Consider the following 13,657-nt stretch of genomic DNA (forward strand, 5'->3'; position numbering starts at 1 on the left):
GCCGCCGGCGTGTCAGGAAGCCTGCCTCAACCGGTACTTGGTGATGCGCTCGAGCACGAGCGCGGCGTGGTAGCAGGAATCCGTGGTTTTTTCCAGGATTCCCAAAATCTCGGTCCAGTCCGATTCGGACAGGAGTGACAAAGTGCTGTAACGCCGCTGGGACTTCCGCCACTCGTGATACACCAGGTCCGCGTCCGTCTCCGATACCTTGAGCTCCTCCCGGCATTGTTTGATGCCTGCGGGCGGGTTTTCCGGATAGTGGTCCATTTCCGCCGATAGCCGCCGGACCATCCCCTGGCTAATCGCAAGCAGGTCGAGCGCGGCTGTTTCCGCCCGTTGAGGCGTGAAGATGTCGATGACCCGGGCGGTGTCGTTCAGGCCGTCGAGAATGTCGTCGAGATGCCTGGCAAACTGCTGGATCAGGAGCACAAGCTCGGAATAAGGAGCGGTCTCCAGCGCGTCATACGCTTTGCGCATCAGCGCATCGCCCTTTTCCTCGAGCTGCCGGATCAGGCCGATGTGCGTTTCGGCGGCATCGAGATCGGCGAACAGCCGCTCCAGAGCCTGGCCACATTCGACGCAGCAGCTCAGATGGTCTTGGAATATTTCCTTCAGTGAAAGGTCGGCGTGATCGAAATTCATTGTCGATTTCGGCATGGCGGAACGCGTGGGACGACCGTCACAAGCTACCACGATGGATTTCCGGTTTCCCCCTGAGAAACGTTATCGTTGCATGTCATTTCCGTGACATCGGAGGACCGCCGTTCAGGAGCAACAGCGTCAACAGGAAAAAAGAGGAGCCCGACATTTCCAGCAATTCTTCGACATGTACCAGATAAAGATATCCTGGCAAAGCGATCTTACTCTCCGCACCCCATCCCCATTCGGCGGCCTCGAACAGTTGGGAGGCGGTCCAGGCGATGGCGCCGGCGATCCATAACCGCCGCTGCTGCCGATCCCGCAGTTGTATGAAGACCAAAAGCCAGGCGATGCCCGCAAAACCCATGACCGGCAGGTAGAGGATCTGCCAGTCGACGCCGGTGGCCTGCTCGATGCGTTCGTGAATCATCAGGAGTTCGTCGAATCCCATCTCGAAAAACACGGCCGCGAGCGCAAACGCCCAGCCTCCGAGCCGCTTCGAAGACGCCGCGGTGAAGGATTCCCAGGCCGCGGCCAGCAGCAGACAGCCGGAAAACAGTGCGGGCACCGTGTATTCCCGGTCGAGATCGAAATACCTGAGCCAGGTTCCTGGCCGGATATCGGCGATCGCACCGGCTACGCCGAACAGCAGGATGCTGCCGAATAGAAGGCGAACCCCGCGGCGGAAGCCGATCCGATCTATGAGCCGGTCGATCCAGGTACGAAATGCCGTGTCCTTGGCCTTGTTTTTCATGGGGAAGGCCGTCCGAAAGAGAACTCGACGGTTTGCGCTGCCCGGCCGCCCGGTCCTGGAAGGCGGAACCGCTGAACGGCGCGAGGATTCGCAGTATCCTCAATCGGGGCATCCCAATGCAACCTCGAGGCCGGACGAATGCAAACGGTCGGGTCATTTTCCGAATTCCTGGACGACATGGTGGGCCGTTACGGTCCCCGCCTCGCCATACAGTACCGTCCACGTTACCGCACCCTGCGCTGGAGCTACCTCGAGCTCGGAACCCACGCCGCGAAGCTGGCATCGTTGCTGGACGAACACGGTGTCGGCAGCGGCGATCGGGTGTTTCTGTCCGCCGAGAACTCGCCTCACTGGGTGGCGGCCTTCTTCGCCATCGCCGCCCGCGGTGCGGTCATCGTGCCACTCAACCCCAGGAGCCCGCCGGAACAGCTCGCCAATCTGGTTCGATCGGCCGGGCCGAGTCTGGTCCTGGCGTCGTCCCGCCGTCGCTGGGAAGGCCCCCCGCTACCCGTCGTAGATATCGAACGTCCCGGTAGGGTGCCATCCAACCGGCCGGCTACCCGCACCGGTCCCGCGCGACTGGCCGAGATCATCTATACCTCGGGGACCACCGGCGACCCCAAGGGCGTCATGCTCACCCACGCCAATCTGCTGTCCGACCTGAGCGCGGTTGCGCGTGCCGTTCCGCTGGCGCCGGATGACCATGTGCTGAGCCTGGTCCCGCTGTTCCACGTCTACGGCCAGATGACCAGCCTATTCTGCCCGCTCGCCGCAGGCTGTCCGGTCAGCTACCTCACGACGCCGACCACCCGCAGCGTGCTCGAGGCACTGACGCACACGCCCGTCACTCACCTCGTCGCGGTGCCGGAAGTTCTCAAGACCATGATGGACCGGCTGGAGGCCCGCATCGGCAGGATTCCCGGCTTCCTGTGGCCTCTGCTGCGGGGCAGGATCCGCGCCCGGATTTCCGGCTCCTTGCGGACCATCGTGTGCGGCGGTGCCCCGCTGGATCCGGTCGTCGAAGAAAAATGGTGGGCGCTGGGCTTCGAAGTGCTGCAAGGCTACGGCCTGACCGAAACCAGCCCGGTGATCGCTGCCAACACGCCCCAGGCCCATCGCATCGGCTCGGTCGGCAAGCCGCTGGAAGAAGTGGAGCTACGCATCGCCTCCGACGGCGAAATCCTGGTGAAGGGCCCCATGGTCATGGCCGGTTATTTCCGCGACCCGGTACGCACCGAAGCGGCTTTCGCCGACGGCTGGCTGAAAACCGACGACGCCGGCCGCCTCGATGCCGACGGCTTCCTGTACGTCTACGGCAGGAAGCGCTACATGATCCTGGGGCCGGGAGGAGAAAACGTATTTCCGGAAGACATAGAGGCCGTGCTCAACCGCACTGCCGGCGTCACGGACTGCGCCGTCGTCGGACTGGAAAGCGGCGGACGTACCCTCGTCCACGCCGTGCTGCTCGCTGACGCTGACGAAGCACGGGCCGCCGCCATCGTCGCGGAGGCCAACCGCCACCTGGCGCCGCATCAACGCATCGTGAGCTGGTCGCTGTGGCCGGAACCGGACTTTCCCCGCTCGGTCACGCGCAAGGTCAAGAAGGACGAGGTCCTGGGCCGATTGCGACGGGAGCCCTCGACCCAAGCGGTTCCCGTCGGACGGTCGACACCGCTTCGGCTTCTCCTGGCCCAGGTGGCCGGAACCGAGGCCGGCGCCCTGAGCGATGACACCCGCCTGGTCCCCGACCTGGGACTCGACTCCCTGCTCCGTATCGAACTGGTGGCCCGTATCGAAGAAGATCTCGGCGTCTGCCTGGACGAAATCGACATCGGCCCGCTGACCACGGTGGCCGATCTCGAAAACCTGCTGGTACGGCGTCAGGACCGGATGCCGCGAGTCGATGCCCATCCGCGCTGGTCGCTGTCTCCCTGGGCTTCAAGGTTACGTCCCCTGGCACAGAAGGTTTTCCTGCAGTGGTGGATCGCCCCGTTCTGCCGGCTCCGGGTCTCGGGCCTGGAGCACTTGGCGGCGCTGGACGGCCCGGTGATCTTCATGGCCAACCATCGCAGTTATCTCGACTCCGCCGTGGCCAGCTTCGTCCTGCCCGACCGCTTCCGCTACCGCCTCGCCATCGCCGCCGCCACCGGGGTGCTGTACACCCGCTACCGCTGGGCCGTGCCGATCGGCGAACTCTCGCTCAACGCCTTCCCACTCCCCAGCGGCCCCGACGAGAACATCCGCCCCGGCCTCGAACTCATCGGCCGCCTCCTCGACGACGGCTGGAATGTCCTGATCTTCCCGGAAGGCCAGATGAACCGGGGTGGCCTGGGCATCCAGCCGCTCCGCCCAGGCGCCGGCGCCATCGGAGTCGACATGGGGGTGCCCGTGGTGCCCCTGGTCATCGAAGGCACCGAAAAGGTCATGCCGCCGGGCAGGATCGTGCCGCGCGCCGCGGCCCCCGTGAGTGTGCGCTTCGGCGCCCCTTTGCGAGCGGGCGAGGCCGAGCCCCATGGGCGGATGCTCGCCCGCATCGAAGATGCCCTGCGGCGATTGCTGGAAAATTCGCCCTGAGCCGTCAACGGCAATCGCGGATCGGGGTCAATGGGCGATCATCTGGTGAAACACGAAGAAGAGGCTCCCGGAAAGCAGGACCGCGGCGGGCAGGGTCAACACCCAGGCCATGGCCAGATTGCGGATCGTGGACCACTGCAGACCCGAGCCATTGGCCGCCATCGTCCCGGCCACTCCTGACGACAGCACGTGGGTCGTCGACACCGGCAGCCCGTACATGTCCGCCGCCGCGATGGTGCTCATGGCCACCAGTTCCGCCGACGCGCCCTGGCCGTAGGTCAGGTGCTGCTTGCCAATCTTTTCGCCGACGGTCACCACGATGCGCCGCCAGCCCACCATCGTGCCCAGGCCCAGGGCGATGGCGACGGCGACCTTCACCCAGGTGGGGATGAAGCGGGTGGCGTTCCCCAGCGCCTTGCGGTAGCCGCCGATCTCCTTTCTCGTGCGCTCGTCGAACACCGGCTGGCCCAGCTTTTCCAGCCGCCGCATCGCCTCGTCGAGGAGGTACATGTCGTTGCGGACGTTCTGGGTCTTGGTCACGGGAATGTGGGCGAGCGAACCGGTTTTTTCGATGGTGCCGGCGATTTCCCCGACCAGCTTCGCGGTCGCCGCCAGCGTATCCGGCCCCGGTTGGCGGGTCCGGATGAAGTCGGTCACGGCAGGCCGGGGATCACCGTCGAATTCTTTCGCCCCTTCCGACTTTTCCAGCAGTGCCTGCCCGACGACATGCGACAAGGCCAGGAATTCGGGTACGTAGGAGTCCGGCACCGCCCGATTCAAGGCATAGGCTGTCGGCACGATGCCGATCAGGATCAGCATGATCAGCCCCATGCCTTTCTGCCCGTCGTTCGAGCCGTGCGCGAAGGAGACGCCGGTGCAGGTCAGCACCAGGACGCCGCGTATCCACCACGGCGGCGGCCGCAAGCCTTCCGGGGCGCGGTAGAGCTTGGGATTGGCGACGACGAACTTGAGTACGACCAGCAGCAGACCGGCGGCGACGGCCCCGATGAGTGGCGACATCAAGAGTGATTGGCCCACTTTCGCCGCCTGCGACCAGTCCACCCCCGAGGTGGCGGACCCGCCCCGATGCATCAGCTCGTTGGCGAGCCCGACGCCGATGATCGAGCCGATCAGGGTGTGCGAGCTGGAGGCCGGCAGGCCGAAATACCAGGTCCCGAGATTCCACAAGATGGCCGCGATCAGCAGCGAGAACACCATGGCGAAGCCCGCGTCGCTCCCCACCTGGAGAATCAGTTCGACCGGCAGGAGCGAAACGATGCCGAAGGCGACGGCCCCGGACGACACCAGCACGCCGACGAAATTCCAGACACCCGACCACACCACCGCGACCATCGGCGGCAGCGAATGGGTGTAGATGACGGTGGCGACGGCATTCGCCGTATCGTGGAATCCGTTCACGAACTCGAAACCCAGGGCGATCAGGAGCGACAGCCCGAGCAGCAGCAAAGGCGCCAAAGCCAGCGCGGTACCGGCACCGGCCACGTCGCTTTGCAGGCCGTACGCCGTGAAGGCGACGCCGACGCCGAGAAGCCCCATGAAAACGATCGACCCGACCGGTCCGGCGCGGGTTTCCAGCTTCGGTTTTTCCACTACCGCCGCAATGGGCGCCGCCACCGCCTCACGAGCATTCTGTACCATAAGCACCCGTCCTGAAGGAGAGGGAAAGCGATACAACAGAGGGCATGAAAGATCCGTCCCGCCTCGTACCATAAGACAGTCGCATTGCCTGCGTGTGACAGCCCCCGCTCTAGGCAAACGGCCCACTTCGAGTGATCATGAAGGTCTGCATGGACAGGAGCCGCAACCATGAACCAAGCCTGGCATTCGCTGACCGCCGAGGAAACGGCCACCCGCCTGGACGTCGATCTCCGCCAGGGACTGAGTGAGACCGAAGCCGGAAACCGGCTTGCTTCGTTTGGCCCGAATGAGATTCCCGCCACCGGCATGCGCCCGCCTTGGCGTATCTTCGCAGGACAGTTCTCCGGGATGCTGGTCCAGATCCTGATCGCCGCCGCCGCCTTCGCGCTCACCATTGGTGAAATCCTGGAAGCCGGCGTGATCCTGGCGCTGGTCCTCCTCAACTCGGTCCTGGGGTTCCTCCAAGAAGCCAGGGCAGAAAGAGCACTGGTGGCCCTCCGGCGCATGGCGATCGGGCAGGCGACGGTACAGCGCGGCGGGCGGATCTGCGAAATCCCCGCGGACCGGCTGGTGCCCGGCGACATCGTGCTGCTGCAGACCGGCGATGGCATCCCCGCCGACGGCCGGCTGCTCGAAAGCATCGACCTCAGCGTTCAGGAATCCGCGCTGACCGGCGAATCCGCCCCCGTCCGCAAGGACGCCGACGCCGTGCTGGAACCCGCCACCGCGCTCGCCGACCGGACCAACCGGGTCCACCTCGGCACGCAGGTGGTTTACGGCCGCGGCAGCTTCATCGTCACCGAGACCGGCGCCTCCACCGCCTTGGGCGCCACCGCCCGATTGCTGGAATCCGTGACCGCCGAACCCACGCCGCTGCAGAAGCAGCTCGACGGCCTCGCCCGGATGCTGGCCTATGGCGTGGCTGGCGTCGCCGTCGTGGTCCTGCTACTCGGAATCGCCGGTGGCGAGGACTTCCGCACCATGATCCTCACCGCAGTCAGCCTCGCCGTGGCCGCCGTGCCCGAGTCCCTGACGGCACTGGTCGCCATCACCCTCGCCGTGGGCGCCCAGAAGATGCTGGGCCAAGGGGCCCTGGTCCGCCGCCTCCCGGCGGTCGAAGCCCTGGGTTCGATCGAGGTGATCTGCGCCGACAAGACCGGCACGATGACCGAAAACCGCATGACCGTGTCGGTACTGGACGTGGCTGAACACCGGCTCGAACTCAAACTGGCCGAACCGGACTCCGGCGGACTGGCGGCGGAAATCGCCGGCCACCCGGCCATCGATCTGCTATTGATCGGCGGCGCGCTCTGCAACGACGGTCTGCTCGAGAACCCGGAAGACCCACACGGCGCCTACCGGGTCCGGGGAGAACCCACCGAGGCGGCGCTGGTGCTGGCCGCCGCCCGCGGCGGACGACTCAAAACGGCGCTCGAAGCCACCCTGCCGCGGATCGCGGAAATCCCTTTCGACGCCGGCCGCAGACTCATGACGACCGTACACGGCCCGGTCGCGACCGACGGCGTTGGTCCTGGCGTCGTGGGCCGGTATCTCGACGGCGGCCGCTACCTCGTCCTGACCAAGGGCGCAGTGGAAGCCCTGCTGCCGCGCGCGGACACCATCTGGGTCGATGGCGACGAACGGGTCCTCGATGCCGCCTGGCGCGAGCGGATCACACGGGCGCACGATGCACTGGCCGAAAAAGGCATGCGGGTGCTGGCCGTGGGCATGCGCCGCCTGGCCACCCTCCCGGACAAGGATGCCAGAGCTGCGCTGGAAAACGGCCTGAGTTTCATCGGCCTGATCGGCATCTACGACCCGCCGCGCCCCGCCGTCACGCACGCCATCGCCGAGTGCCGTCAGGCCGGCATCAAGGCGGTGATGATCACCGGCGATCACCCCTTGACTGCCCGCCACATCGCGGAGGAAGTCGGCATCGACACCGCCGCTGGCGTGATCGGTGGCAGCGAGATCGCCGCCATGACACCGGCCGAGCTGCGGGAGACCGTGAAACGCGCAACGGTATTCGCCCGGGTCGCGCCCGAAGACAAACTGCGTCTGATCGAGGCCTACCAGAGCGAAGGATGGAGCGTGGCGATGACCGGCGACGGCGTCAACGACGCACCGGCCCTCAAAAAGGCCGACATCGGCATCGCCATGGGCAGGATGGGCACCGACGTCGCCAAGGAGGCCGCCCAGATCGTCCTGCTGGACGACAATTTCGCCACCATCACCGCCGCGGTGCGCCAGGGCCGGGCGATCTACGACAACCTGATCAAGTTCATCGTCTACCTGCTGAGCTGCAACGTCAGCGAAATCGCCGTGGTCACCTTCGCGCCCTTCCTGGGGATGCCCCTGCCGCTGCTGCCGCTGCAGATACTGTGGATGAACCTGGTCACCGACGGCCTGCCGGCCCTTGCGCTGGGGATGGAACCGGCGGAGGACGACCTGATGGAGAGGCCGTCCCAGACCGCTGGCGAGCTGATCTTCGGGAAACAGGGCCTGTACCTGATGCTGCTGGTGGGCGCGCTGATCACCGAGCTGAGCCTAGGCATAGGCTTCGCCTACTGGCTGGGAGGAAATGCGGCCTGGCAGACCATGCTGCTCACCGTACTGGTGTTCAGCCAGATGGCCGTGGCCCTGGCCTTGCGCAGCCGCAGCCGGCCCACCGTTCAGCTCGGCTGGGGATCGAACCCGGCGCTGCTCGGCGCCGTCGCCGCCACGGTGCTGCTACAGCTCGCCATCGTCTACCTGCCGCCCTTGCAGACCGCCTTCCAGACCACCGCGCTCTCCCTGGGCGATCTGGCCGTTGCCGGGGCGTCGGCGGTGGCCGTGTTCCTGGGGACGGAACGGATCAAGCTGGCGGGATTCCTACGGCAGGGCTAGATCAGGAGGGATACGGGAAACCCTTCTCCAGCAACTGCTCCAGTACCCGGTCGAGTCCGTAGATGTCCTCGAAGAACCGCACGGTACCGTCCGGCTCGGCCAGCACGGTCGAGTAGTAGATGTAGACCGGCAGCGGCTGCTTCAGCGTGACCGTGCGCGACTGGGCGCCGTTCATCGCCTCCTCGATCCGCTCTTGAGTCCAGGTCTCGCCCTGGCGTTTCAGCACGAATTCCGCCAGGCCCACGGGATCCTGGATGCGGATGCAGCCGTGGCTGAAATCCCGCCGCGCCCGCTGGAACAGGTTCACGCTGGGCGTGCCGTGCAGGTAGATGTTGTCGTTGTTGGGAAAAGCGAACTTGACCAGCCCCAGCGCGTTCTTCGGCCCCGGCCGCTGGCGCAGCTTGAGCGAGCCGGCCGACAGCATCTCCAGGCTTTCCAGGCTGGGCTCGTAGACCTGGGAGCCGTTGCCGAAGCTGGGCACCAGCTCCAGGTTGTGGCGGGCCAGATAGCCGGGGTCGCGCAGAATGCCGGGCAGCATCTCCTTGACCGTGATGGCGCGCGGCAGGTTCCAATAGGGGCGGAACACCACGTAGGTCATGTCGGAATGGAACACCGGCGTGTTGTGTCCCCCCGACGACCGGCCCACGACCACGTTCATCGACACCTCCGGCCGCTCGGGGTCCTGGCCGTAGCCGTACAAACGGAAGGAGGGGATGTTCACCAGGATGAAGGGGCCTTCGAACCGCTCCGGCAGCCAGCGCAGCCGCTCCAGCCCCAGCCGGATCTGCCTGAGACGCGCGGCAGGCGGCACGTTGAGCGCCGCCAGCGTGCCCTTGCCGATCACCCCGTCCGGTGCCAGACCATGGCGCTCCTGGAACCGCGCGACCGCCTCGACCAGATCGCCGGCATAGACCTCCGGTTCTTTGGAGGACGACTCTTGCGACAGGAAACCCAAAGCGGCCAGACGCTTGCGCAAGGCGGGAACCTCCCCGTGGCGGTCGCCCGGGCTGAGCTTGGGCGGGAGGGCAAGCGCCGAGACATCGTTGTTCTCGGCCAATCCCCGGTAACGCGGCAGTGCCGCCTTGAGGTTCCGGTACAGTGGCAGCTTCGACTCCAGCCCGGCGATGGCCTCGCAGGGCCGGGGGTCGCGGGCGAGGTGCTGCACCAGCGCCGGCAGATCGAGCCGCTTCGACGCCACGTCCAGAGCAAAACCGGCGGCGCGAGGGTGGACCCGGCCGCGGGCGAGATTCGAGCCGTAGCGCATCAGAGCGAGACTCATCGCCACCTCGAACTGCGCCACCTCTTCCGCACTCGCCGCCCTGTCGTCGTTGAGCTTCTCGATCCAGCCGCCCAGGAGATCGGCGTCATAGTCGCTGCTGTTCAAACCCTGGTCGTCGGCCATGCGCAGACACTCGAGAGCGGCGGAAGCCTGCTTCACCGGCCTGCCCCCGTCCAGCCACAAAGGCCGTGAACCCTGGGCAAGATACAGGGCACGCAAGGGCTCCTGGAAATCGGTGAAACGCTCCCAGCGCAAGCGGGGGTGGACACCCGAAGCGAGCAGTCCATCAATGTGCGCCGCCGCATCCGGTGTGGTGCCCGCGGCATCGGCGCCGATCAGAAATGCCGCCACGAGTGCAACCAACCGGCCCCGTGGGAAGCCGCCCATGTTCCTTTCCCGCCCGTTTTTCATCGTCATCCGCCACGCATCGTTGCCCATTGGCAACAGTATACCCGCGATGGCCGGCAAGCCGGGGTGCGGCAACCTGGCAGGCCCGCCATGGCTTCCTTCGGCTTACAATCGGCGCTCCATCCACGACCGCGAGGTACCACCCATGATCACCCTGTATGGTTCCGCCATCAGCAACTACTACAACAAGGTCAAGCTGGCCCTGCTCGAAAAGGGCATCGAATTCCGCGAGGAACGGACGATTCCTTCCCAGGAACCTGCTATTCTGGCGAAGTCACCGCTCGGAAAGATCCCGTTCATCGAAACGGATCGGGGCTGCTTGTCGGAATCCCAGGCCATCCTGGAATACCTGGAAGACGCTCACCCGGAAAAACCGCTCTACCCCGCCGACCCTTACGCCCGCGCCAAATGCCGCGAACTGATCCAGCACCTCGAACTGAACGTCGAACTCATCGCCCGCAGGCTTTATCCGGAAGCCTTCTTCGGGGGCGAGGTCTCCGAGGAAACCAAGGCGGAGGTCAGACCGAAGGTCGAAGCGGGCCTGAAAGGCGTGATGCGGCTGGCACGGTTCAACCCCTATGTGTGCTCCGAAGATTTCGGCGCCGCCGACTGCGCCGCCTGGCCGCATTTGACCCTGATCGGCCTCGCCACCCTCCGCATCTACGGCGAAGACCTGGTTTCCGCCCAGGTTCCGGCCCTGGCCGACTATCTGGCGGTAGTGGCGGCCCGCCCCGCCGCGCAAAAGGTCGCGGCGGACCGGGCCGAGGCGTTGGAAGCATTCTTCGGCACCAGCAAACCGTAACACCATGACAACGCCACTCGATCTACCAGCCCTCGACCCCGCGGACGTGCCCCTCCGGACCTCCTCCATCTACCCGACCGAGGCGCAGCGCGAGCGGGTCAAGGGCCGCAGCAAGCAGGCACTGGGCGATGCCCTGGGACTGCAGAACTTCGGCGTCAACCTCGTCAGGCTGGAGCCCGGCGCGATCTCCGCCTTCCGGCACTGGCACACCCGGCAGGACGAATTCATCTACGTGCTGGAGGGCGAACTCACCCTGGTCACCGAGACCGGCGAGCAACGCCTGGCGGCGGGCACCTGCGCCGGCTTCCCGGCCGGCCAGGCGGACGGGCATCAGCTGGTCAACCGGAGCAGCCGCGTCGCGGTCTACCTAGAAGTCGGCGACCGGCTGCCGGGAGACCGGGCGCATTATCCCGAAGAGGATCTGGAAGCCCACGCCACACGAGCCAGTTACGCGTTTCGGCACAAGGACGGCACCCCGTACTGAGTTTGCGGACGAACGGCCGCATCAGCAAACGATTTCCCGCCGTCAGCCCGGCATGAGATATTTCCCTCGCATACACACCCGCGATGCCGTGCCAGGATCGCCAGGGAGTCCCACACCGCGAGGTCGCCGTCGATCAGCACCGGCACCTTCCCCGCCGGGGAATGGGCCAGAATCTCCGCCTTCGGGTCCTCCCGGTACAGCGGAATCCGGATCTCCTCGAAGGCCAGGCCGTGGTGCTTCCGGTACAGCCAGGGACGCAGGGACCAGGACGAATGGTTCTTGTAGCCGATGACCAGGGTCAGGCTCATGGGGTTTCCTGTTCATGACGTTACATAGGTGACGGTGAAACCGCACTTCGCCTCCGGATCGCGGCCAGGAAAACATACACCCCCAAGGCCGCCAGCAGATGTTTGAGGGCGTGTCCGCTCAAGGGATGGAACATCCGGAAGATGGGCTCGTCCAGGAGTTCCGCGGCCTTGGCGGCGGCATAGGCGCCGAGCACCGCCCACAGGTAGGCCGTGCCGCCGAACCTCGACCGGAACAGGAGGAGGATCGGCGGAATCAGCAGCATCGGCAGAAACTGGACCAGACCGTAGAGGCGGAGGTCGCCGCGGCCTCGCGCTTCGGTGAAATCCCAGTAAAACACCGAAGCGATGCCGATCGCCAGCAGCGGCCACAGCAGGCGCCGCCCCAGGGCAACCGACACGTACTCGGCGAGGACGATGGAAAACAAGGCCATGAAGGCGACGGTCATGGGCAGCCGGTCCCACACCAGGGTGGCGTTGTCCGGATTCAGGTGGTAGTACGCCGAACCCGGCGCCACCAGCGCGACCGCGGCAAAAAAGACCAGGTAGGCGGCGCGGAATTCCCCCAGGATGGCCGGCCTTCCCCGGTACACTTCCAGCACCCCCGCCAGGCCGACCGCGAGGAACGGCAGATTGCTGACGACGTTCCAGAAATTGGGAATGCCGAAGCGGGCGGTCCCGTCCGCGAACCGGTGATAGGCGGGATCCTGCGGAATGGCCGGCACGAACAAGGCACCGGTCACGGCCAAAACCGCCAGGACCAGCAGCAGTCTCTCTTTTCGTCGCAAGGTACCCTCCCCTCGTCTTCGCTCCCGGCAACGGAACCGGTATGCTCGAATCCCAAAAGCCCCCCTGTTCCTACCCGGCATCATCCCGCCATGCGTTTCGATCTGAAAGACCTGGAGCTGTTCGTCGCCGCGACGGAGGCCGGCAGCATCGCCAAGGCGGCCGAGCGCTGCCATACCGTGGCCTCCGCCGTCAGCAAACGGCTGTCCGACCTGGAAGCCGCCTACGGCACGGCGCTCCTGCTGCGCAGCAGCAAGGGCATCGCGCCGACGGCCGCCGGTCTCGCCCTGCTCGGCCGCGCAAGGGCCGTGCTGCATCAGGCCGGCCAGCTGGAGCAGGAGCTGCGCGGCTATTCGAAAGGGCTGCGCGGACGGGTGCGGGTGTTCGCCAACATCTCGGCCATCGTGGAATTCCTGCCTTCGGCGCTCGCCTCGTTTCTCGCCGCCCATCCCGAAATCGAAGTGGAGCTGGAAGAGCGGGTGAGCACCGACATCGCTGAGGCCGTCGCCGAAAGCCGCGCCGATTTGGGAATACTGAGCGAGCTGCCCTCCGGCAGCAAGCTCGTGGCTATACCCTTCCGCGAGGACGAACTGGTGCTGCTGGTCCGGCCGGACCATACGCTGGCGGCACGGGGCAGCGCCGGCTTCGGCGAGGCGTTGGATTCGGACTTCGTCGGACTGCACACGGACGGCGCCCTGCACTACTTGATGCTCCGCGCCGCCGCCGAGGCCGGACGGCCGCTCAAGCTCAAGATCCAGGTCACCAGCTTCGATGCCGTCTGCGCCATGGTGGCGGCGGGCCTAGGCATCGGCGTGATACCGCGGGCCGCCGCCGCGGCCTACACGGCATCGCTCGGGCTGGTGGCGGTCGCGCTGGAAGACGCCTGGAGCAAGCGCCGCCTGCACATCTGCCTGCGCTCCAAGGAAAGCCTGTCCGCCGCTTCCCGGCTGCTGCTGGACCATCTCACCGGCCTGCCTTCCTGACCGGCCATCGCCAACGGCGATGGCGGCCTCGCAAACGATCGATTTTCCCGTCCTGCCGCCTGCGGCATCCTGCCTCCGGACGTTCAACCTCTGGAGCA

General features: G+C 66.0%; 11 protein-coding genes. 5 read left to right on the forward strand and 6 right to left on the reverse strand.

The annotated features are described in order from the left end of the window. Positions 1-12: 12 nt before the first annotated feature. Both H156_RS0109780 and H156_RS0109785 read right to left on the reverse strand, forming a co-directional pair. Positions 13-642, reverse strand: a complete 630-nt coding sequence (locus H156_RS0109780; protein WP_017364420.1) for a DUF47 domain-containing protein — start codon at positions 640-642, stop codon at positions 13-15. Between the two features lie 94 nt (positions 643-736). Next, positions 737-1,393: a hypothetical protein gene (locus tag H156_RS0109785; protein ID WP_017364419.1), complete on the reverse strand. Its 657-nt coding sequence runs from the start codon at positions 1,391-1,393 to the stop codon at positions 737-739. 138 nt (positions 1,394-1,531) lie between these two features. On the opposite strand from H156_RS0109785, the gene H156_RS0109790 reads away from it, so the two are divergent. Next, positions 1,532-3,967: an AMP-binding protein gene (locus H156_RS0109790; protein ID WP_017364418.1), complete on the forward strand. Its 2,436-nt coding sequence runs from the start codon at positions 1,532-1,534 to the stop codon at positions 3,965-3,967. 27 nt (positions 3,968-3,994) lie between these two features. Here the strand turns inward: H156_RS0109790 and H156_RS0109795 are convergent, their stop codons facing one another. Further along, entirely contained in the window at positions 3,995-5,626 is a 1,632-nt protein-coding gene (locus H156_RS0109795; RefSeq protein ID WP_017364417.1) for an inorganic phosphate transporter, read from the reverse strand. A 168-nt stretch (positions 5,627-5,794) separates the two neighbouring features. On the opposite strand from H156_RS0109795, the gene H156_RS0109800 reads away from it, so the two are divergent. Beyond that, on the forward strand, positions 5,795-8,512 hold the full coding sequence (locus H156_RS0109800) for a cation-translocating P-type ATPase (RefSeq protein WP_017364416.1): 2,718 nt from the start codon (positions 5,795-5,797) through the stop codon (positions 8,510-8,512). A 1-nt stretch (position 8,513) separates the two neighbouring features. Here the strand turns inward: H156_RS0109800 and H156_RS0109805 are convergent, their stop codons facing one another. Continuing rightward, the gene (locus H156_RS0109805) at positions 8,514-10,178 is read right to left on the reverse strand and encodes a L,D-transpeptidase family protein (protein WP_017364415.1); all 1,665 of its coding nucleotides are present in this window, start codon (positions 10,176-10,178) and stop codon (positions 8,514-8,516) included. Here H156_RS0109805 and H156_RS0109810 point away from each other — a divergent pair. Both H156_RS0109810 and H156_RS0109815 read left to right on the forward strand, forming a co-directional pair. Next, the gene (locus tag H156_RS0109810) at positions 10,177-11,001 is read left to right on the forward strand and encodes a glutathione S-transferase family protein (protein ID WP_248617086.1); all 825 of its coding nucleotides are present in this window, start codon (positions 10,177-10,179) and stop codon (positions 10,999-11,001) included. The two genes, H156_RS0109805 and H156_RS0109810, sit on opposite strands and share 2 nt — an antisense overlap. A gap of 4 nt (positions 11,002-11,005) precedes the next feature. Beyond that, positions 11,006-11,485: a cupin domain-containing protein gene (locus tag H156_RS0109815; RefSeq protein ID WP_017364721.1), complete on the forward strand. Its 480-nt coding sequence runs from the start codon at positions 11,006-11,008 to the stop codon at positions 11,483-11,485. On the opposite strand, the gene H156_RS0109820 is transcribed toward H156_RS0109815, so the two are convergent. Continuing rightward, a complete protein-coding gene (locus H156_RS0109820; RefSeq protein WP_017364722.1) occupies positions 11,449-11,793 on the reverse strand; it encodes a glutathione S-transferase N-terminal domain-containing protein in 345 nt (114 codons plus the stop codon). The genes H156_RS0109815 and H156_RS0109820 overlap by 37 nt on opposite strands. Before the next feature lie 20 nt (positions 11,794-11,813). After that, entirely contained in the window at positions 11,814-12,578 is a 765-nt protein-coding gene (locus H156_RS0109825) for a ceramidase domain-containing protein (RefSeq protein ID WP_026045863.1), read from the reverse strand. A gap of 90 nt (positions 12,579-12,668) precedes the next feature. Here H156_RS0109825 and H156_RS0109830 point away from each other — a divergent pair, with 90 nt between their 5' ends. Then, on the forward strand, positions 12,669-13,559 hold the full coding sequence (locus H156_RS0109830; protein WP_017364723.1) for a LysR family transcriptional regulator: 891 nt from the start codon (positions 12,669-12,671) through the stop codon (positions 13,557-13,559). Positions 13,560-13,657: the final 98 nt, after the last annotated feature.

It is taken from the genome of Methylococcus capsulatus str. Texas = ATCC 19069, assembly GCF_000424685.1.
Classification (GTDB): domain Bacteria; phylum Pseudomonadota; class Gammaproteobacteria; order Methylococcales; family Methylococcaceae; genus Methylococcus; species Methylococcus capsulatus.